Source organism: Niveibacterium umoris, assembly GCF_014197015.1.
Classification (GTDB): Bacteria; Pseudomonadota; Gammaproteobacteria; order Burkholderiales; family Rhodocyclaceae; genus Niveibacterium; species Niveibacterium umoris.
In genome coordinates this window covers 1,374,383-1,393,992 of record NZ_JACIET010000002.1, presented here as the reverse complement: position 1 = coordinate 1,393,992, position 19,610 = coordinate 1,374,383, and the positions used below count along the sequence as shown (strand labels likewise).

Below are 19,610 nucleotides of genomic sequence, written 5' to 3'. Positions count from 1 at the left end.
GCAATCGAGTGACGCGGGCAGCCAATGCTGCCCGCATGGCTTCAGAACCGAGCGCGCTCAGTTCTGGCAGGTAATGTCTTCCTTGAAGTACTTCTCGGAAATCTTGCGCAGCGTGCCGTCAGCCTTGATGTCGGCGAGCGCCTTGTTGAGGTTGTCGCGCAGCTCGGTATTGCCCTTGCGCACGATCGCGGCATCACGTTCGATGAACAGCAGTTCGCCCGTCTTGAGCCCGGCGGAGGCATTCTTTTCGACCGCCGATCGGGCCACGAAACGATCCGTCACCCAGGCATCGACGCGCCCGGCCAGCAGCGCTTGCTGCGCGTCGGTGTCCTTCGGAAAGGTCTTGACTTCCTTGGCGCCGGTCACCTTCTTCGCCGCATCGGCGTAGGTGGTCGCAAGCTGCACGCCGATCACCTTGTTCGCCAGTTCGGCCGCCTTGAGCGGGCCACCGGCCTTGGTCACGATCTGGCCACCGGAACAGTAGTGCGGATTGGTGAAATCAACCGATTTCTGGCGCTCTTCGGTGATGCCGTGGCTGGCAATCGCCGCGTCGAAGCGATCCTGGCGGATGCTGGCGATCAGCGCATCGAAACTCAGCGCGCGCCATTCGACCTTGAGTCCGAGCTTGGCGGCCATCGCCTCCATCACGTCGATCTCGTAGCCGCTCAACGTCGAACCCTGGAAATAATTGAAGGGCGCATAGGCGCCTTCGCTCGCAACCACGATGTTGCCGGACTGCTTGATGGTCGCCCAATCGCGCGCCTGCACCGACGACATGGCACAGCTCAGTCCGAGGGCCAGCGCCAGAAATTTGATCACACGCATCGTTTCGTCTCTCCGAGGAGTTATGGAATGCCGTCCATTACCGGACGATGAAAATGAGTGTAGGCAGGCAAACGTCACCCGTCCATACGCAAGCGTCCGTCTCACGCCGCAAAGACGCTCCAGAGCATCTTTGCTGACAAAAATACCAACACCGCCGCGAACGCCCTTTTGAGCGTCGCGACCGGCAGACGGTGGGCAAGCCGCGCGCCAACCGGCGCGGTCGTCATTGACGCAAGCACAAGGCAGGCCAGCGCTGGAAGGTACACGTAACCAAACGAGACCGGCGGCAAGCCCGCCTCGCCCCACCCGTTCCAAAGGTATCCGACCGTGCCAGCCAGCGCGATCGGCAGCCCTACCGCGGCCGAGGTGCCGATTGCCTTGCGCACCTCGACGTTGCACCAGGTGAGGTAAGGCACCGTCATGGAGCCACCGCCGATTGCCGCGAGCGCCGACACGATGCCGATGCCGGTGCCCACACCGGCAAGCCCCGCCTTGCCCGGCAGACTGCGCCTCGCCGCCGGTTTCAGGTTGAACGCCATCTGGATCGCCACCAGCGAAATGAAGCCGGCGAAGAAGACTGCAAGGCCTCGCGTGGTGACGCGCGCAGCGATCATCGTGCCGAGCAGGGTGCCGAAAACGATGCCTGGCGAGAACGCCTTCACCACATCCCAAATCACTGCATTGTGGGCATGGTGCGTCTTCAGGCTCGCCCAGGCAGTGAAGATGATCGCCGCCATCGAGGTGCCCAGCGCCAGATGCAGCACATGTGCATGCGGCACCCCCGCTGATCCGAAGATCATCACCAGGATCGGCACCATGATCGCGCCGCCACCGATCCCGAGCAGCCCCGCCATGAAGCCGGCGAAAAGGCCCAACGCGACATACGCCAACCACCAGACGTCCGGACTCATCCAACCCACCCGCGTTTCGACGCAATCACGGCATGATAGGTGCGGGCGTCGGACGCGTCAGTCCGTAGTCTCACGTAGTTGAGGCCGCGTCAGCGTGCGTCAATGAGATGCTCGTGGATGTACCGCCATTCCGCCGGGTCGACCGGCGTGATCGACAGACGGCTGGCCTTCTGCAGCACCCGCATGTTCGCAAGCGCCTCGTGCTGCCGCAGTTCGGACAATGCGACGAGCCGCACCTTGCGGACGAACCGAACCTCGACGTTCAGCCAGCGCGGATCGTCCGGCGACGATTTCGGGTCGTAGAAGCGGCTTGCCGGGTCGAACTGCGTGGTGTCCGGGTAGGCGCGGCGCGACACCTCGACGATGCCGGCGATACCCGGTTCCGCGCAAGACGAGTGGTAGAAGAAAGCGAGGTCGCCCGGTTGCATCTGGTCGCGCATGAAATTGCGCGCCTGATAGTTGCGGACGCCATACCACGCCACCGTCTGGCCCGGCATCGCGGCAAGATCATCGATCGAGCAATCGTCCGGTTCGGACTTCATCAGCCAGTAGCGCATCGACACTCCCGGATCCCGCAAGCGAGGGAAGAAAGGCCTCTCGCAGTTGAGATGGTGACAACCATCTGTGCGTCCGCAAACGGAAAACGCGGCCGTTGAGCCGCGTTTTCTTTAGGGATCCCCCGCCAGTGCCGTCGAGCCGGCATCCTGAACCTGGGTTCAGGGCGGTCGCGTTCCTGCCGCATCAGGTGCACCCGTGAAGGGCGCTCACAACAGCGGGTTAGCGGTCGGCGACCATGTCGCGTAGACATTGGTCCAAGGAATCTACGACCCTAACGAACACCGCAGGGGAAAACTTTCGGGCCGCTCTCGCAACCCATGGCGACCGGCTCACGCCAATCGCTACCAAACCTTTGCATCCAGGCAGCCAGCTTCGCGCCTCCGCCTGTGTTTCAACATCCGCTCAGAAGAGCGTTTCCTGCTGGGCCAGCGCGGCATCAATCCGTTCGCCCATGGCTGTCATTCTACGCCTGTAACCCGGCAGATCCAATCCGGCACCACTCTGCAACTGCACCAGTTCGTGGGCGATATTGATGGCCGTCATCACCGCGAGCGTATCCGAAGCCGCCTTCGTGCGCGCCTCGAATTCGCGCATCTTGGTATCCACCATCATCACCGCCGTGAGGAAGGATTCACGCTCCTCCGGCTTCATCGTCACGCTGTACTCGCGACCGAGTACCGAAAAATCCACGCTCTCCATTACTGCTCCACCGAATCCGGAATCATCGCGAGCACCGATTCGATCCGGGCCGTCGCGATGTCGACCTTGGACTTGAGGCGTTGGTTGTCCGCTTCGAGCGTGGCCACGCGCTCCCGCAGCGACACGTTTTCGCCGCGCAGCGCCTTGACCTGCTGCACCAGCGCATCCAGTTTTTGTTCGAGGGCCGAGAGTTCCTGTTCCATGCGGCCGATCTTAGGAGCCGTGGCCAGACCGGTCAAGCGCCGGGCGTCACACCTGGCCCGCAATGTCATGGCAGTAGAATCAGGGACTTGCATCCCTACGAACCCTAGCCCACGCCATGCAAGACTTGAGCGCCCCGCCGCCGCGTCGCCGCCGCACGATACAGTCACTGTTGATTTTCTGCGCCGCCGCCATCGCAGCGTGGCCGGCGCGAGCCACTGTGAGCGTGCTGGACGACACCGGTGCGACCGTCACACTGGCCGCACCGGCGAAGCGCATCGTCAGCCTTGCGCCGCACGCGACCGAACTGCTGTTTGCCGCCGGCGCTGGCCCCCGCGTCGTCGCGGTGACCGAATACAGCGACTTTCCGCCTGCTGCCACCAAACTGCCGCGGATCGGCGGCTACAACGCAGTGGACCTGGAACGCATCGTTGCGCTGAAACCGGATCTGGTCGTTGCCTGGGCCTCGGGCAACCCCAAGGCACAGGTGGATCGCATCAAGGCGCTCGGCATTCCGGTCTTCCTCAGCGAACCGCGAAAGTTCGAGACCATCGCCACGAACCTGGAACGCCTCGGCATGCTGGCCGGAACGGCGCCAGACGGGGCTCGCGCCGCGAGCACCCTGCGCGAAGGCCTGTCGCGCCTGCGCACCCGCCACCAGAACCTGCCGCCGCTGCGCGTCTTCTACCAGGTCTGGTCCGACCCGCTACAAACGCTCAACGGCCAGCACCTTGTCAGCGAGGTCTTGCGCCTGTGCGGCGGCACCAACATCTTTGCGAATCTGGAACCGATTGCCCCCACCGTGACCCGCGAGGCAGTGCTCAAGGCGGCACCGGAGGCGATCCTGACTGGCCGTGAGCCCGACACCGACAAGGGGTCGCTGGATGCGTGGAAAGCGTGGCCGCAACTGCCTGCGGTCGCGCACGACAACCTCTTCTATGTGAATGGTGACTACCTGAATCGACCGGGCCCGCGCATCCTCGCCGGCGCTGAAGAAGTGTGCGGCAGACTCGAAACCGCGCGTCAGCACGCGCGTCCGCCGCGCTGATCAGACGCGGACGGCACCATCCTTGCGCGAGAAAAAGCGAGCGCCACGCACCTCGCACAACGCCGCCTCTTCCGCGCCATCGACCACCACGGTGGTCACGCGCCACAGGCCGGGAATCGTGATGCCCGACTCGATCTCCTGTGCCGCATCGCCCAGGGCATCGGCCATGTGACGCTCGACGCACAGCACCAGGATGTAGGCACGCCAACGCGGTGCCAGATCGCAGCGACGACGCACGACGTAGGCCCGACGGATCGCGTCGTGGCGACGGATATCGCGCACCAGCGCGCGCAGCTCGTGCATTTCCAGCCCCGGCGGCAAAGACCGCAAGGCATCGAGGGGCGCATCAAGCGCCTCCTGCACCAGCTGCGCCTGGCGCACCAGCTTGCCAAGCCGCTTGCGGTAGGGGCGCGCCGCGGCGCCAATGCCGCTGTCTTCATAGTGTTCGATCAACAAGGCCGCGGCCTGCAAGCCCACGGCGTCATCCTCGCGGATCGCGCGGCGAAGGTAGGCCACGCCGGTCGGGTCACCCCGGCTGAGCAGCAGACGCCCCATGGCCAGCAGTGCGTCGGGCCGACCCGGCGCCTGTGGCATCAATTCGCGATAGACCGACAGCGGGTCACGATCGCCGGCGTAACGCTCCACCAGCAGCGCGAGTTCCAGCCGTTCCGACACGCCGAGTTGCTGGCCTTCGGATTCGAGTTTGGCAATCTTGCCGAGCGCCCGCGACACCTCCCAATGGCGCTTGCGCCAGGTGCGCTGCTGACCTTGCCACCACTGCTGGTCGAGATCGCTGGCGAGTTGCCCGACCACTTCACCGAGGAAGCGCCGCGCCGCGTTGTCGGTGCTCGCGCCCTCGCCCGGCACTTCCAGCCCTAGCGCATGCACCCGCGTGCGCAGGCTGGGGTGGGTGCTCAGGCGCGATTCGTCGCTTTGCTCATGGCCCAGCGCATCGAACCAGTCTGCAAAGGCCTGCCTGTCGAAGCCGGCACGCAGCGCCGCGGCCATATGGCGATAGGGCAGGATAGACGGCCGTTCGGAATGATTGGCCTGGGCGTACACCTTGGCCCAGTAGTCGTCGGCGAGAAAGCGGTGCTTCAGCGCGATTTCCGCCAGTGCTTCGCCGAGCCGCTTTGCGCCCACCACTTCCGCCGCGCAAGCGTCCGCTTCCAATTCATCGAGGTGGGATAGCACCAGCGATTCGGCGCAGTAAAGCGGGGTTTCGATTTCGGTGATGTAGGTAAAAACCGGCTGCAGGGGGCTCGCCACCGACTCCATGTTTTCCAGCACCTGGTGCCACAGCGCGCGCAGGTAGCACCCCAGACCGCCGAGCGCCACGCGCTGGCGCCGCAAGTGGCCGAACTCGTGCGCCAGCACCGCGACGAACTGCCGCGGCGAAGTCGCCAGCGCGAGCGGCAGGCCCATCACCAAGGTGTTGCGCATCGGCAGTCCGCAAAACCGGTTGGGGCGCTGTGTGATCGCCGCATTCAGTTCGCCGGTGATGCACACGGTGTGAATCGGCGGGGTGCCGAAGCGCCGCCGCAGACGTTCGAGCAGATCGAACAGCGCTGGCGCCTCGTCGCGATGGAGTGCCAGGCCGTCGGGCGGCGGAAAACGGCCGCGCAACATGCGCGACACCACTTGCGCAAGATGCAGTGCCGGGATCGCGACCGTCGCTTGCAGCACCGTCAGTAGCGGCGCCTCGTGCAAGCCCTCGTCGAAAAGCGGCGCGAGCGCCCAGCCGATCATCAGCACCCCCACGGCGCCGAGCAGCACAACGAACCCGACACCAGCGGTCGCACGTACCGTGACCAGCGCGCGAAACACGCGCGGATGGCGCACTGCGCGCCGTCGCGCACGTTCGAAGAGGCGTTCGAAGTCTTGTTCACGCATGATTGGGGCGCAGTCTTACTGCAAGCGACCCGGTCGGCAAGTCCTTAGTCATCGCCGACATTCCGATCATCGTTTTAGCCCGGTACGAAGTGCACATGCGAACCGTCGCGCAGCGCACGCAAGGGGTAGCCCAACGCACGCCCGAACAGCTCGGCGGAGGCCATTTCTTCCGCGGGGCCGGCACACCACTCGCCCGCACCAAACAGGATCAACACGTGGCTCGCCCAGCGCAGCGCAAGGTTGATGTCATGCAGCACCATCGCCACGGCTGCGCCCGCCTCGGTCACCGAGCGGAAGTGATCGAGCACTGAGATCTGGCCGGCCAGATCGAGATGTGTCAGCGGCTCGTCGAGCAGGTAAAGCTGCGGCGTCTGCGCCAGCAAGGCAGCAATCGCCACGCGCTGCCGTTCGCCACCGGAGAGTGTCTGCACGTTACGCTGCGCGAAGCCTTGCAATCCCATTGCGGAAAGCGCCGCGGCCGCCACGCGCAGATCATCCTCGCCTTCCCACTCGAAGCGTTCCAGCCAGGGGTGTCGCCCGACCAGCACCGCCTCTTCGACGCTGCTCGCAAACGGGTCTTCGGCGTGCTGCGGCAACCAGCCACGCAGCCGTGCGAGCGCGCGCGCCGGCCAGTCAGCAATTGCCCGCCCGCCGCATTCGAGCACCCCCTGCGACGCATGCAGCCCGGCCAGCGCGGCCAGCAAGGTGCTCTTGCCGACGCCATTGCGGCCCAGAATCGCGAGCCGTTGGCCCGCCATCAGATCGATCTCGAGCGCGCGCACCGCGCACACGTCGGCCACACGCACATCAAGGCCGCGCACATGCAGCAGCGGGGGCGGTACACCGACGCTCATCGCGGATGCCGAGAGAGCAGCCACAGGAACACCGGCACGCCGATCAGCGCGGTGAGCACGCCAACCGGCAACTGCAGCGGCGCCACCACGGTGCGTGCCGCCGTGTCCGCGACCAGCAGCAGACCGCCGCCACCCAGCGCGGCCGCCGGCAACAGCAGGCGCTGATCGTTGCCGACCACCATGCGCAGCAGATGCGGCACCACCAGACCCACAAAGCCGACCGCGCCGACCGAGGTCACCGCCGCAGCGGTCAGCAGTGAGCCGAGCAGGAACACCGCCGTGGCGAGCCGGTGCGTGTTCACCCCGAGCGCGCGCGCATGGCGCTCTCCACGCGCAAGCAGGTTCAGTTCGCGCGCCATTGGCAGGGTTGCAAGCAGACCCAGCGCGAGCACGGCCAGGATCAGGCCCGGGCGGTCCGCCGCACCCGCGTCGCCCATCATCCAGAAGAGCATGCCGCGCAGCGCGCGGTCCGGACTCAGTGTGAGCAGCAGCGAAACCACCGCGCCACAGCCGGAGGCGACGACCACCCCGGTCAGCAGCAGGCGGGTATGCGTCCAGCTCCCCGAGCCTCGCGACAGGCCGAACACGGCGAACATCGTGGCCAGGGCGCCGGCGAGCGCGGCACCATCAACCCAGGGCGTTGCCAGCCCGAGCAACATCGCCGACAGCGCGCCCACGCTCGCGCCGCCGGAAATACCCAGCACATAGGGATCAGCCAAGGGGTTGCGCAAGAGCACTTGCATCAACGCACCCGCCAGCGCCAGCAAGCCGCCACATCCGAATGCCGCGAGCGCGCGCGGCAAGCGCAGTTGTGCGACGACCGCCGATTCGATACCGCCCGCACGCCCCAGCAGCGCATCCAGCACCGCCCGCGGACCGGCCGCGACCTCGCCCGCGGCCAGTGCCGCGAAGAAGGCGCCGAGTACAGCAAGGCCAAGGCTCAACAGGACGATGAAGACGCGGCGAGGACGCATCGGCGAACGCGCGATCGGAAGCGAAAGGGTGCTCATTGTCGCGCGCCCGGGCCGCCTGGTGAAATCCGCAGCGCCTTAGCGGGTGGCGTAGCGCAGGCCGGCGAACACGGTGAAGCCCGCCGTGCCGTAGCCGTAGGCCGTCTCGTAGCGTGCATCGAAGAGGTTGTCGATGCGCGCTTCAAGCTGCCACTGTGGCGCCAGCGCCCACTTGCCGAACAGGTTGACCAGCGTGTAGGCGTCGAGCTTCTGCTTGTTGGCGGCATCGTCATAACGCGCACCGACATAACGCAACTCGGCGCCGGCACGCCAGGCATCCCTGCCGTAGCTGGCGCTCACTGCGCCCTGCCACTCGGCACGTCGCGCGAGGCGGGTATCGGTGTCCGGGTTGTAGGCGTGCAGCCAGTCGAGCGAGCCCTTCAGCTCGACGCCGCCCCAGGTGTTGGCACCCTCGAGCGTGAGGCCATCGAGTTCGGCATGCGCAATATTCTGCGGCGTCCACGTCTCGTCGAGTGCGATCTGGTCGCTGACCCGGTTGCGATAGGCGGTCAGTGACGCGTTGGCCTCGCCACGCTCCCACGCCAGCGCGGTCTCGATGTTGCGACCCTGTTCGGCCTTCAGATTCGGATTCGCGTAGCCCGGGTAGTAAAGGTCGTTGAAGCTCGGTGCGCGGAAGGCAGTGCCGCCGCTGACACGCACGCGCCAGTCCTCGACAAACGCCCAGCCCCACGCGACGGTGCCGGTGGTATGCGCACCGAACTGGGAGTTGTCGTCACGACGCAGGTTCAGCTGGACCCGCTGGGTGCCGTACTGCGCGCTCCAGCCGGCGAAGAGGGCATTGATCGTGCGCGACTGGTCGAAGCTGCCTTCGGCCAGTGCATGCTGGCGCAGCCATTCGGCACCCAGCATCACGCTGCCAGGCCCGAGTTTCACATCGTTCTGCCAGCTCGCCTGATCCTGCTCGGTGCGGAACGTAACCCCGCCGGGATTCCACATCGAGTAGTCGCGGTTGTCATCAATCGTGCGACCTACACGCACGGTGCTGTTCCAGTTCTGCGCGAAGCGGTCACGCAGCGCCGCGCCGTAGGTCGCCACTTTGGCATCGACGTAGGCATCGAAACCGGCGCCGGCGTCGTACCAGCTGCGACCCGCGGTGTGCAGCGCGTTCACGTCGAGGGCATGGCCGTCGGCAATCTTCCAGCCGAAGTTCGCGCTGATGCTGTCGCGCCGGTAGCCGTCCCTGTCCGGGTCGTAGAGATAGGGTTGTTTGGCCGGATCGCTGACGGCCGAGAAGCCGGATGTCTCCATGTGGCTCGCACGCAGGCTGGCGCTCAATCCCTCGCCCTTGCCCGCGACGCCGGCTGCATACTCCTGCGTGCCATAGGTGCCGAAGCCGGCGAACGCGTCCGCCGAGAAAGGCGACTGCGCCTTGCGCGTGAAGATCTGCACCACGCCGCCGAGTGCGTCGGCGCCATAAAGCGCGGACGACGGGCCGCGCACGATCTCGATGTGGTCGATGTCATCGAGCGCCAGTTGTTCCAGCGCTGCGCCGCCGGCGGTGGCCGAGCCGACGCGCAGGCCGTCGATCAGCACCAGACTCTGCGACGCACTGGCGCCACGCACGATCAGGCCGGAGCTCTTGCCCTGACCGCCGGTGGCATAGAACTGCAGCCCCGGCTGGCGGCCAAGCAGTTCGGCAACGCTGGTGCTGCCGGCGCGCGCGATCTCCTCGCGATCGATGACGGTGACGTCCGCCAGCGTATCCATGATGCGGGTGGGCTGGCGCGACGCAGTGACAACAATGGTTTCAACACGTGAGTCGGCCGCCACCGGCGGCGTGGCGAGACAGGCGGAGGAAAAGGCCGCCATCACGGCAGCGGGAACGGGCTTGGCCCAAAGGCACTTCATGTTGTGGAAACTCCCTGGACGTTCCGGCGCACGACCCCGCGTGCCGGAACATGGCACATGGACAGCGCAACAGGGATACGAGCAGGCAGGGCACCGAAGCGCTCAGGCTGATCAACCGACACCCCGCGGCCTGTCCTCCATCGCAAGCGGCACTTGGGCACAGCTCGCGTGTGTCTGACGGGCCGGTATCCGGGCTTGCGAGCCAGCGTGTTCCTCACGCCTGCCCTGTGTCGCCTTCCCGGGATTTCTCCCAGTGGCCGATGACGCAGGGCTCTCGCCTACCGTTGCGGGGGCAGCACAGGCATGGTCCGATTCCGCGGACGCACCTGTTTCCCGTTTAACCCTGGCGCGGGGACGCGCCGGGGCACCTTCCAGACGACGCCCCGGCTTGAACCGGAGCGAGGCGCGGAGTTTAACATTGCGGCTTTCGCACCGCAGCAAGGGTTTGCTCAATGATCGATCTGGTACTCGGTGGCGCGCGTTCGGGCAAGAGCCGCCATGCCGCGCAGCGCGCCGCAGCCGGGGCCCTGCCGGTGACCCTGATCGCCACCGCCGAGGGCTTCGACGACGAGATGCGCGCACGCATCGCCCGGCACCGTGCGGAACGCGACCCGCGCTGGAAGACCATCGAAGCCCCGCTCGACCTGCCGCGCCAGTTGATCGTGCATGCCCGCCCCGGCGCCTGCGTGATCGTCGACTGCCTGACGCTGTGGCTGACCAACCGCCTGCTCGCGGCACCAGACGACGGCGGCGATGCAGCGGGCGAAGCGGCGGCCGCAGAGTTGCTGGCCGCGCTCACGCGCTGCGGTGGGCATGTGATCCTGGTATCGAACGAAGTCGGGTTGGGGCTGGTGCCCGACACCCTGCTTGGGCGTGCCTTCCGCGACGCCCAGGGCCGCCTGAACCAGGCCGTCGCAGCCATCGCGCAACGCGTGGTGTTTGTGGCGGCAGGCCTGCCGCTGGTATTGAAGGGCTAGCACGTCCGTGTTTCCGGCGCGGGTCGAGGCACGCAGAGCAGGGACCGGTCCGCGACTTGCGCGGCAGCAATGCCCTGCCCACCCCGCGTGCTAGCATCGCGCCCCCATTCCGCACGCCCGAGCTGCCGCCGCCATGCACGCCCTCCATACTGAACACATCACCGCGCCCGCAGCAAGTCTCGCCCCCACCCTGCAAGCGCGGCTGGACGGCAAGACCAAGCCGCCGGGCAGCCTCGGCGCGATCGAGGCGCTGGCGAAGCGGCTCGGCCTGATCCAACAAAGCACTTCACCGGAAATCCGCGCGCCGCACATCGTGGTGTTCGCGGGCGATCACGGCGCGGCGAAGGCCGGCGTCTCGGCGTATCCGCAAGAGGTGACCTGGCAGATGGTGGCGAACATGCTCGCTGGCGGCGCGGCGATCAACGTATTCGCGCGACAGGCGGACATCGGACTGACGGTGGTCGATGCGGGCGTGGCACGCGATCTCGCAGACCTGCCGGACGTGGGGACGGACGGCGCCCGCTTCATCCGCGCCAAGGTCGCCGCGGGTACCGCGAACTACCTCGAGACCCCGGCGCTCACCGACGACCAGCGCGACACTGCGATCGAAGCCGGCGCGCGCATCGTGCGCGAACTTGCGGCGGCCGGCTGCAACACCATCGGCTTCGGCGAGATGGGCATCGGCAATACTGCCAGCGCCTCGCTGATCACCGCCGCGCTGACCGGCGCACCGCTCGCGGGCGTGATCGGCCGTGGCACCGGGCTCGACGACGCCGGGCTCGCGCGCAAACACACCCTGCTGGAACAGGCATGGCAGCGCGCCGGCGCACCGCGCGATGCGATGCACGCGCTGACCGAATTCGGCGGCTGCGAGATCGCGATGATGGTCGGCGCCTTCCTCGAAGCGGCGCAGCAGAAAATGACCATCGTCGTCGATGGTTTCATCGTCACCAGCGCGCTGCTGGTGGCTGATGCACTGGCGCCCGCAGTGCGTGACTACTGCGTCTTCGCGCATCGCTCGCAGGAGCCTGGCCACACGACACAACTCGCACACCTTTCCGCCGAACCGCTGCTTGACCTCGGACTGCGGCTCGGCGAGGGCACCGGCGCGGCGCTGGCGATGCCCTTGCTGAAGGCGGCCTGCGCCATGCTGGCCGAGATGGCGAGCTTCGAGTCGGCCGGCGTCAGCGACAAGCAGGCCTGAGCGCACCGCGATGCTGCGCTGGAACCTCGAACTCTTCTTCACCGCGCTCGGGTTCTTTACACGCATCCCGGTGCCACGCTGGGTGCCCTATTCGCAGGAGCGCCTGAACCACGCGGCACGCTGGTTTCCGGCGGTGGGATGGATCGTCGGCGCAGCGTCTGCCGCTGCACTGTGGCTGGCGGCGCAGGTATGGTCGATGCCGATCGCAGTGCTGCTGTCGATGGCGGTGTCGATCCGCCTGACAGGTTGCTTCCACGAAGACGGACTTGCCGACGCCGCCGACGGCCTCGGCGGCGGCTGGGCACCGGAGCAGATCCTCGCGATCATGAAGGACTCGCGCATCGGCACCTACGGCGCGACCGCGCTGCTGCTCGCGCTGGGCACCAAGTTCGCCGCCTTGTCACACCTGTCGCCGGACAAGGCGGCGCTTGCGCTGCTGGTGGCGCATCCGTTGTCGCGTTTCTGTTCCGGCACGCTGATCCGCACCTTGGATTACATGCGTGCAGACGCGGACGCCAAGGCCAAACCGCTGGCGGTACGCATGTCGAATGGCGAATGGCTGACCGCGGCGGCCTGCGGCATTGCACCGCTGTGTGTGCTGGCGCCGCGCCCGGCACTCGCGGCCCTGCTCGCCGCCGGCGCGACAACGCTGTGGTGGGCGCGCTACCTGAAGCGCCGCCTCGGCGGCTACACCGGCGACTGCCTCGGCGCCGCCCAGCAGTTGGCCGAACTGGCCTGCTACCTCGCCTGGACCGCGGCGTGGACCTCTATCTGATCCGCCACCCGGCGGTCGCGGTGTCGCCGCACACCTGTTACGGCGCCACCGACCTACCCTTGGCCGGGCCACTCGCCCCTGACGTCGCGCATCTGGCGCCGCTGCTGCCAGCCGACGCGTCGCTGTTCTCCAGTCCGCTGTCGCGCGCACGCCTGCTCGCCGACGCGCTGGGAGAGCCCGAACTCGATCCGCGCCTGCGCGAAATCGACTTTGGCGACTGGGAGATGCAGCCCTTCGATGCGATCGGGCGCGACGCGCTGGACCGCTGGGCGAGCGACCCGCTCGGCCACCGCCCGCCGGGCGGTGAATCGGCCGCCGAGATGGCGGCGCGCGCGCATGACTTCCTCGACGATCTGCGCCGCCGGCAACTGCCTGGGCCGATCGTGATCGTCGCCCACGGCGGGCCGCTGCGCGCGATCACCGGCCACCTGCTCGGACTACCGCCGGACCGCTGGCTCGCGCTCGACTTCGCCCACGCCCGCCTCAGCCAACTGACTCTCTCGCCCTGGGGTGCGACGCTCAGACGCTTCAACCTCTGAAGCGGGCCCGACGCGCCACCGCGGCGGCGCCCCCGCTGCGTAGTACACTCGCGCCACCCGCGCGTCGCCTCCCCGGCCGGCGCCGACCCCTCCGCCCTTCGCCCGCGGCGGCATTGAGGAGCTTCATGACTGCCACACCGGTGACGACCCAGACCACGCCCGCTGCGGCGACATCTGCGCGCCAGATCTACACCCGCCTGCTGGTGTATGTACGCCCCTACTGGAAGGCCTTCGTCATCGCGATCCTCGGCATGGCCTTCGCGGCCGCGACCGAGGCCTCCTTCCCGCTGATGATGAAGTACTTGCTGGACACCGGCTTCACCGCCCCGGAGCCGCACCTCGTGTGGGCGATCCCGCTCGGCCTGGTCGGCATTTTCATCTTCCGCGGCATCGCGGTGTTCTGCTCTGGCTATGTGATGGCCTGGATCACCAACAACGTGGTGATGGACATGCGCCGCGCGATGTTCGCCAAGCTGCTGCGCCTGCCGACCCGGCACTTCGACGACAACTCGCCCGGCACGCTGATTTCCAAGGTGGTTTTCGACACCAACTACATCGCCGAAGCCTCGTCGAGCGGCTTCGTGTCGATGATCCGCGAGACACTTACCGTGATCGGGCTCATGGGCTACCTGCTCTACCTCGACTGGAAGCTGACGCTGGTGGCGCTGAGCGTCGGCCCGCTGATCATCACCGCGGTGCGCAAGTTCGGAAAACGCCTGCGCGAAGCCAGCCAGCGCGGCTACGAATCGATGGGCCAGATCACGCACATCCTCGAAGAATCCACCGGCGCCCATAAGGTGGTGAAAATCTTCGGCGGGCAGACTTACGAGAATGAGCGCTTCATGGCGGCGACCGCGCGCTTTCGCCGGGCGCAGATGCGTGAAGCGATTCCGGCCTCGATCACGGTGCCGATCACCCATCTGGCGTCGGCGATATCGGTCGCGATCATCGTCTACATTGCCTTGGGCGACGCCCAGCAACATGGCAAGACCAGCGTCGGCGCATTCGTCTCTTTCATCACCGCGCTGCTGATGCTGCTCGCACCAGTGAAGCGCCTGACCGAAGTGAACAACACGATTTCGAAGGGCGTGTCGGCGGCCGAGAGCATCTTCGGCCTGCTCGATCTGCCCGGCGAGCCGGACGAAGGCAGCCGCAGCCTCGGCCGCGCGCGCGGCGACGTGACCTTCGAGACCGTGCGCTTTTCATACGCCGGCGCCTCGCGCCCCGCGCTCGACGGCATCGACCTGAGCGTGCGCGCCGGTGAGACCATCGCGCTGGTGGGCTCATCGGGCAGCGGCAAGACCACGCTGGTGTCACTGCTGCCGCGCTTCTATTCGCCGGATTCCGGCCGCATCCTGATCGACGGCGAAGACATCGCCGGACTGAGCCTTGCGAGCCTGCGCGAGAACCTGTCGCTGGTGAGCCAGGATGTCGTGCTCTTCAACGACACGGTGGCGGCCAACATCGCGTACGGCAGCGTCGCCCAGCGCAGCGAAGCGGAAATCATCGCCGCGGCGAAGGCCGCGAACGCCTGGGAGTTCATCCAGGCGATGCCGGAAGGGCTCGCGACCGATGTCGGTTCGAACGGCGTGAAGCTCTCCGGCGGGCAGCGCCAGCGCATCGCGATCGCCCGCGCACTGCTCAAGGATGCACCGATCCTGATTCTCGACGAGGCAACGTCGGCCCTCGACACTGAATCAGAACGCCTGGTCCAGACTGCCCTCGCGACGCTCATGCAGGGTCGCACCACCTTCGTCATCGCGCACCGCCTGTCCACGATCGAAAGCGCCGACCGCATCCTCGTCATGGATCGCGGCCGCATCGTCGAGCAGGGCACGCACGCCGAGCTGCTCGCCAAAGGGGGGCGCTACGCGCACCTCTACCAACTGCAGTTCCAGAGCGAAGCCGGCCAGCCGGACGCCGCGGCCTGATCCCGGGACCCACCATGTCAGCATCCATGACCGCCGCTGCCCCGGGCCTGCGTGGCCGAGTCGAAAACGCCGCGCGCTGGCTGTGTGTCGCCGCGGCCTTCTCGGTGCCGCTGCCCGCCGCCTGGATCAGCATCACTACCGCGCTCTTCCTGCTGTTCTGGATCGCCAGCGCGGACTACGTCGCCCGGCTGCGGATCATTGCAGGGCAGCCGATCGCCGCGCTCTCGCTGACGCTGTTCGTGTGGATGGGGATTTCCGTCGCATGGTCGCCGGCGCCCTTGCGGCCCTCGGCCGACGACTGGTGGCACTACCGCGAACTGCTGTTGATCCCGCTGATGCTGTCGGTCATCACCCAGGCCGAATGGCGCTGGCGCGTCTTCGCCGGCTTCTTCGCCGGCTTCTGTGTGGCTTTGCTGACGTCCTACCTGCGGTGGTTCAAGGTCATTCCGGATATGGGCGGTGTCGGACTGTATGCCGGCTTCGGCGGTCACACCGGCTTCAGCATCCTGCTCGCCTTTATCGTCTGCGCCTGCCTGTGGCTGTGGCAGGCACGGCCGGCGCAGCGCGCGCTGTGGGCTACCGTCGGCGCGCTGTCGCTGTTCAACCTGTTTTTCGTGAATACTGGCCGCACCGGGCAATTCGTATTCCTCTTCCTGGTACCGGTGATCGCCCACAAGCGTTTCGGCTTCAAGGGCATCGCCATCGGCGCCGTGGCCGCCGCGCTGCTCAGCGTTGGCGTGTATTACGCATCGAACACGGTGCGCACGCGCATCGACACCTCGGTCAGCGACGTCCAGCAATTCCGCGGCGGCAACACCGGCACCAATGACGGCGTGCGCATGGAGTTCTGGCGCAACAGCCTCACGCTGATCAAGCAGCATCCGGTATTCGGCGGCGGCACCGGCAGCTTCAGGCCGGAATACCGTGCGTTGGCCGAGAGCCAGAAGCTCGACGGCATCCACATCACGCCGAATCCGCACAACGAATACTTGCTGGTATGGAGCCAGACCGGCCTTGTCGGCCTCGCGCTGCTGCTCGCGCTGTGGGGCGTGCAATGGCGGCGCGCCGCGACGCTGGACCCAACCGTGCGCTATCTGAGCTACGCGCTGCTGGTCACAATGATCGTCGGCGACTGCTTCAATTCCTTCATCCTCGACAACCTTGAAGGCCACTTCTATGCGCTGCTGACCGTTGCCCTCGCGGCTGGTTGGCCGGAAGCCCAAGGAAGATCTGAATAAATGAGCGAGAAGGATGCAGCGCCAGGCGTGGCGCGCGCAGCGACCAAGACATATCAGAGCGATAGGCGCGGGAACCAGCACGCCGTAACGCAGCGATGCGCCGTCGCAGCCATTTTTTCAGGACGTTCCTGAGTGCCGATGCGTCGCACGATTCCAATCCTCATGTACCACCAGGTGGACGTGCCACCGCCGTCCGGCACGCCGATGCGCGGCATGGTCGTATCGCCCGGCGCCTTTGCACGGCAGATGCGCGTGCTGCGGCTGCTCGGCTATCGCGGTGTGTCGCTGCGCGATCTGGAGCCCTGGCTGCGCGGCGAGCGCAACGATCGCGTCGTCGGCATCAGCTTCGACGACGGCTACCGCAACAACCTTGAGCACGCCTTGCCGGTGCTGCGCGCCAACGGCTTCACCGCCACCTGCTATGCCGTCAGCAACGCTTTTGGCGGCGCCAACGACTGGGATGCCGCGCATGGCGTGCCGCAGAAACCGCTGATGCAGGCCAGCGAGTTCCGCCAATGGCTGGACGCCGGCATGGATGTCGGCGCCCACTCGCGTCACCACTCCGACCTGACGACGCTGGATGCCGCAAGGGCCCGCGACGAGATCGCCGGCAGCAAGCGCGAACTCGAATCCGCGTTGCAGACCGAGGTACGCCACTTCTGCTACCCCTACGGCCGTTTCGATGCCTCGCATCGCGCGCTCGCGGCCGAAGCGGGCTATGTCACCGCCACCACGGTGCAACGCGGCCGTGCCCGCCCGGGCGACGATCTGCTCGCTTTGCCACGCGTGCTGGTCGCGCAGTCGAACCACCTCGGCCACTTCATCGCCAAGATTGCGACCGGCTACGAGGACCGTTACCGGTGACCATACCGCGCCTGCGCATCGCCGTGCTGACGCGCCGCTTCGACCCGGCCGGCGGTGGCGCGGAACGTTACGCCATCGCGCTGGTGCAGCAACTCGCGGCGCGCCATGACGTGCATGTGTTTGCACAGGATCTTTGCATCGAGATCCCCGGCGTCACGACGCACCGCGTACCGCAATTCCTCACCCGCCCGCGCTGGCTGAACCTTGGCTGGTTCTCCGCATGGACGCACTGGCAAACGCGCCTCGGCTTCGACATCGTGCATTCGCATGAAGCGGTGTCGCACGGCAATGTGCAGACCATCCATGTACGCCCGATTCGCGCCACGCGCTTCACCGGCATCACCGGCTGGCGACGTGCCGCACGCTGGTTCGAAGTCTTCACCAGCCCGCGGCTTGCCTTCTACTTCTGGATCGAGGCGGCGCGCATGCGGGCTGGCCGCTGCATGATCGCAGTGTCGGAGGCACTGCGCGACGATGTGGCCACCGCCTACCCGGCATTGCGCGGCCACATCGACATCGTTCCGCCCGGCGTGGCCGCGGCGAAGGCGGCCAATGATCGTGGCGACACCCGTACCCGTTACGGCATTCCGGTCGACGCGCCACTGCTGCTGTTCATCGCCGGCGACTATGACAAGAAGGGCTTGCCGGCGCTGCAGCAAGCGATGGTGAGCAACCCCTTGGCGCATCTGCTGGTGGTCGGCAACGCCAACTACATTCCGCCGGCACGCAAGCGTGCGGAGGAACTCGGCATTGCGGCACGCGTACATTTCGCAGGCGTGCTGGCCGACCCGACGCCGGCCTACCGTGCGGCAGACTTACTGGTGCACCCGACCCTCGAAGACACCTTCGGCATGGTCGTCGCCGAAGCCATGGCCTATGGCCTGCCGGTCATCGTCAGCGCCGCGCCCTGGTGCGGCATCAGTGCCGAATTGCGTGATGGCGCCGATGCGCTGCTGCTGCCCGATCCGAAGGATGCAGCCTATCTCGCGCAACAGATCGCGCGCCTGCTCGACGACACGGCACTGCACCAGCGCCTGGCCGAAGCCGGCCGCGCAGTCGCCGCGCGTTTCGACTGGCCACAGATCGCCCGCGCGCAGGAAGCGCTGTACCTGCGCGCACTGAGGAAGGTCTGAAAAAGTGAGCGAGAGGGATGCAGCGCAAGACGCGGCGCGCGCAGCGACCAAGACAACTCAGATGGATAGGCGCGGGAGCGAGCACGCCGCAACGCAGCGATGCGCCGTCGCAGCCACTTATTCAGACCTTCCCTGAACAGGAATTCCGCATGAACGCCCCGCGCCCGGATCTATCGATCCTGATCCCGACCTGGAACAACCTCGACTGCCTGCAGCACTGCCTCGCCAGCCTGCGGCGCAACGTCGCAGCGGACGTCGAGGTGATCCTGCACATCAACGACGGCAGCGACGGCACGCTCGACTGGGTGCGCGCGCAAGGCATCGCCCACACCCACACGGCGAAGAACGTCGGCATCTGCCACGCGATGAACCTGGCGCGCAGCCGTGCGCGGGGCCGCTACATCCTCTACCTGAATGACGACATGTTCGTCTGCCCGGGACTGGACCGGCTGATGGTCGCGCGCGCCGATGCATTGGCTGCCGAAGGCGTCGAACACTTCATGGTGTCGGGCACGCTGATCGAGGCACGCGATTCGGGCAACGACAGCGCGATCGTCGCCGACTACGGGCGAGATTGGGCGGACTTCCGCGAAGCCGACTTGCTGCGCGACCTGCCAAAGCTCGCCAAACCCGACTGGACCGGCGCCACCTGGCCACCGCTGCTGCTGCCGGCCGACACCTGGGACATCGTCGGCGGCTTCAGTATCGAGTTCTCGCCCGGCATGTACTCCGACCCGGATCTGTCGATGAAGCTTTGGCACCTGGGCAGCCGACACTTCCTCGGCGTCGGTGACGCGCTGGTTTACCACTTCCCGTCGAAGTCGACGAAGCGCATCAAGCACAACAAGGGGCGCCTGCAGTTCCTGCGCAAGTGGGGCATCAGTTCATCGACCTTCACGCGGCATGTGCTGCACCGCGGGTCGCCGTGGGTCGGCGCCCTGCCGGAGCCGGATGACGACCCCGCTTATCGTCGCAAGGCCTGGCTGGACAAGCTCAAGCTGCGTCTGCGCTGATCCCGCTTGTCGCGCGAAGCGCTAATGCGCTTCGTAACGCGAGGCCATAATGGGCCTCGTAACGCGAA

19 protein-coding genes, 1 other RNA gene and 1 riboswitch are annotated in these 19,610 nt (G+C 66.7%); of the genes, 10 read left to right on the top strand and 10 right to left on the bottom strand.

The window, feature by feature from the left end; translation table 11 throughout:
* Nucleotides 1-57: 57 nt before the first annotated feature.
* From GGR36_RS18425 to zapB, 6 genes are all read right to left on the bottom strand, one after another.
* Nucleotides 58-825, bottom strand: a complete 768-nt coding sequence (locus tag GGR36_RS18425) for an ABC transporter substrate-binding protein (RefSeq protein WP_183636294.1) — start codon at nt 823-825, stop codon at nt 58-60.
* 101 nt (nt 826-926) lie between these two features.
* Entirely contained in the window at nt 927-1,736 is an 810-nt protein-coding gene (locus tag GGR36_RS18420; RefSeq protein WP_183636292.1) for a sulfite exporter TauE/SafE family protein, read from the bottom strand.
* A gap of 89 nt (nt 1,737-1,825) precedes the next feature.
* Nucleotides 1,826-2,293, bottom strand: a complete 468-nt coding sequence (locus GGR36_RS18415; RefSeq protein WP_183636290.1) for an EVE domain-containing protein — start codon at nt 2,291-2,293, stop codon at nt 1,826-1,828.
* A 115-nt stretch (nt 2,294-2,408) separates the two neighbouring features.
* A non-coding RNA gene (ssrS, locus tag GGR36_RS22350) (6S RNA) lies at nt 2,409-2,587 on the bottom strand.
* Between the two features lie 109 nt (nt 2,588-2,696).
* A complete protein-coding gene (locus tag GGR36_RS18410) occupies nt 2,697-2,993 on the bottom strand; it encodes a cell division protein ZapA (RefSeq protein ID WP_183636283.1) in 297 nt (98 codons plus the stop codon).
* Entirely contained in the window at nt 2,993-3,196 is a 204-nt protein-coding gene (gene zapB, locus GGR36_RS18405) for a cell division protein ZapB (RefSeq protein ID WP_183636281.1), read from the bottom strand. The genes GGR36_RS18410 and zapB overlap by 1 nt, the downstream gene beginning before the upstream one ends.
* A gap of 218 nt (nt 3,197-3,414) precedes the next feature.
* Here zapB and GGR36_RS18400 point away from each other — a divergent pair, with 218 nt between their 5' ends.
* Nucleotides 3,415-4,242, top strand: coding sequence for a cobalamin-binding protein (locus tag GGR36_RS18400; RefSeq protein ID WP_338086716.1), 828 nt, complete (start codon nt 3,415-3,417; stop codon nt 4,240-4,242).
* On the opposite strand, the gene GGR36_RS18395 is transcribed toward GGR36_RS18400, so the two are convergent.
* From GGR36_RS18395 to GGR36_RS18380, 4 genes are all read right to left on the bottom strand, one after another.
* Nucleotides 4,243-6,135 carry a M48 family metallopeptidase gene (locus GGR36_RS18395; protein ID WP_183636276.1) on the bottom strand — a complete coding sequence of 631 codons (1,893 nt, stop codon included), beginning with the start codon at nt 6,133-6,135 and terminating at the stop codon, nt 4,243-4,245.
* Nucleotides 6,136-6,209: 74 nt separating this feature from the next.
* Nucleotides 6,210-6,989 (bottom strand): ABC transporter ATP-binding protein, encoded by a 780-nt coding sequence (locus GGR36_RS18390; RefSeq protein WP_183636274.1) that lies wholly within the window; start codon nt 6,987-6,989, stop codon nt 6,210-6,212.
* On the bottom strand, nt 6,986-7,999 hold the full coding sequence (locus GGR36_RS18385; RefSeq protein ID WP_242533309.1) for a FecCD family ABC transporter permease: 1,014 nt from the start codon (nt 7,997-7,999) through the stop codon (nt 6,986-6,988). The genes GGR36_RS18390 and GGR36_RS18385 overlap by 4 nt, the downstream gene beginning before the upstream one ends.
* A gap of 39 nt (nt 8,000-8,038) precedes the next feature.
* On the bottom strand, nt 8,039-9,868 hold the full coding sequence (locus tag GGR36_RS18380) for a TonB-dependent receptor domain-containing protein (RefSeq protein ID WP_183636273.1): 1,830 nt from the start codon (nt 9,866-9,868) through the stop codon (nt 8,039-8,041).
* Between the two features lie 163 nt (nt 9,869-10,031).
* Nucleotides 10,032-10,255, bottom strand: a riboswitch (cobalamin riboswitch).
* A gap of 65 nt (nt 10,256-10,320) precedes the next feature.
* On the opposite strand from GGR36_RS18380, the gene cobU reads away from it, so the two are divergent.
* From cobU to GGR36_RS18335, 9 genes are all read left to right on the top strand, one after another.
* Nucleotides 10,321-10,845 carry a bifunctional adenosylcobinamide kinase/adenosylcobinamide-phosphate guanylyltransferase gene (gene cobU, locus GGR36_RS18375; RefSeq protein ID WP_183636271.1) on the top strand — a complete coding sequence of 175 codons (525 nt, stop codon included), beginning with the start codon at nt 10,321-10,323 and terminating at the stop codon, nt 10,843-10,845.
* Between the two features lie 133 nt (nt 10,846-10,978).
* Nucleotides 10,979-12,049 carry a nicotinate-nucleotide--dimethylbenzimidazole phosphoribosyltransferase gene (gene cobT / locus GGR36_RS18370; RefSeq protein ID WP_183636270.1) on the top strand — a complete coding sequence of 357 codons (1,071 nt, stop codon included), beginning with the start codon at nt 10,979-10,981 and terminating at the stop codon, nt 12,047-12,049.
* A 13-nt stretch (nt 12,050-12,062) separates the two neighbouring features.
* Nucleotides 12,063-12,824: an adenosylcobinamide-GDP ribazoletransferase gene (locus GGR36_RS18365; protein WP_207064531.1), complete on the top strand. Its 762-nt coding sequence runs from the start codon at nt 12,063-12,065 to the stop codon at nt 12,822-12,824.
* Nucleotides 12,809-13,363, top strand: a complete 555-nt coding sequence (cobC, locus tag GGR36_RS18360; RefSeq protein WP_183636268.1) for a histidine phosphatase family protein — start codon at nt 12,809-12,811, stop codon at nt 13,361-13,363. Before GGR36_RS18365 ends, cobC begins: the two co-directional genes overlap by 16 nt.
* Before the next feature lie 125 nt (nt 13,364-13,488).
* The gene (msbA, locus tag GGR36_RS18355) at nt 13,489-15,294 is read left to right on the top strand and encodes a lipid A export permease/ATP-binding protein MsbA (protein WP_183636267.1); all 1,806 of its coding nucleotides are present in this window, start codon (nt 13,489-13,491) and stop codon (nt 15,292-15,294) included.
* Between the two features lie 26 nt (nt 15,295-15,320).
* Nucleotides 15,321-16,532, top strand: a complete 1,212-nt coding sequence (locus tag GGR36_RS18350) for an O-antigen ligase family protein (protein ID WP_183636266.1) — start codon at nt 15,321-15,323, stop codon at nt 16,530-16,532.
* Between the two features lie 138 nt (nt 16,533-16,670).
* Nucleotides 16,671-17,396: a polysaccharide deacetylase family protein gene (locus GGR36_RS18345; protein ID WP_207064501.1), complete on the top strand. Its 726-nt coding sequence runs from the start codon at nt 16,671-16,673 to the stop codon at nt 17,394-17,396.
* A complete protein-coding gene (locus GGR36_RS18340) occupies nt 17,393-18,529 on the top strand; it encodes a glycosyltransferase (protein WP_183636265.1) in 1,137 nt (378 codons plus the stop codon). Before GGR36_RS18345 ends, GGR36_RS18340 begins: the two co-directional genes overlap by 4 nt.
* Nucleotides 18,530-18,678: 149 nt before the next feature.
* Nucleotides 18,679-19,542, top strand: coding sequence for a glycosyltransferase family 2 protein (locus GGR36_RS18335; protein WP_183636263.1), 864 nt, complete (start codon nt 18,679-18,681; stop codon nt 19,540-19,542).
* The last annotated feature ends 68 nt before the right edge of the window (nt 19,543-19,610 follow it).

Coding starts and splice junctions, on each gene's coding strand:
- GGR36_RS18425 (WP_183636294.1), bottom strand. CDS start 825: ATGCGTGTGATCAAATTTCTGGCGCTGGCCCTCGGACTGAGCTGTGCC.
- GGR36_RS18420 (WP_183636292.1), bottom strand. CDS start 1,736: ATGAGTCCGGACGTCTGGTGGTTGGCGTATGTCGCGTTGGGCCTTTTC.
- GGR36_RS18415 (WP_183636290.1), bottom strand. CDS start 2,293: ATGCGCTACTGGCTGATGAAGTCCGAACCGGACGATTGCTCGATCGAT.
- GGR36_RS18410 (WP_183636283.1), bottom strand. CDS start 2,993: ATGGAGAGCGTGGATTTTTCGGTACTCGGTCGCGAGTACAGCGTGACG.
- zapB (WP_183636281.1), bottom strand. CDS start 3,196: ATGGAACAGGAACTCTCGGCCCTCGAACAAAAACTGGATGCGCTGGTG.
- GGR36_RS18395 (WP_183636276.1), bottom strand. CDS start 6,135: ATGCGTGAACAAGACTTCGAACGCCTCTTCGAACGTGCGCGACGGCGC.
- GGR36_RS18390 (WP_183636274.1), bottom strand. CDS start 6,989: ATGAGCGTCGGTGTACCGCCCCCGCTGCTGCATGTGCGCGGCCTTGAT.
- GGR36_RS18385 (WP_242533309.1), bottom strand. CDS start 7,999: ATGAGCACCCTTTCGCTTCCGATCGCGCGTTCGCCGATGCGTCCTCGC.
- GGR36_RS18380 (WP_183636273.1), bottom strand. CDS start 9,868: ATGAAGTGCCTTTGGGCCAAGCCCGTTCCCGCTGCCGTGATGGCGGCC.
- cobU (WP_183636271.1), top strand. CDS start 10,321: ATGATCGATCTGGTACTCGGTGGCGCGCGTTCGGGCAAGAGCCGCCAT.
- cobT (WP_183636270.1), top strand. CDS start 10,979: ATGCACGCCCTCCATACTGAACACATCACCGCGCCCGCAGCAAGTCTC.
- msbA (WP_183636267.1), top strand. CDS start 13,489: ATGACTGCCACACCGGTGACGACCCAGACCACGCCCGCTGCGGCGACA.
- GGR36_RS18350 (WP_183636266.1), top strand. CDS start 15,321: ATGACCGCCGCTGCCCCGGGCCTGCGTGGCCGAGTCGAAAACGCCGCG.
- GGR36_RS18345 (WP_207064501.1), top strand. CDS start 16,671: ATGCGTCGCACGATTCCAATCCTCATGTACCACCAGGTGGACGTGCCA.
- GGR36_RS18335 (WP_183636263.1), top strand. CDS start 18,679: ATGAACGCCCCGCGCCCGGATCTATCGATCCTGATCCCGACCTGGAAC.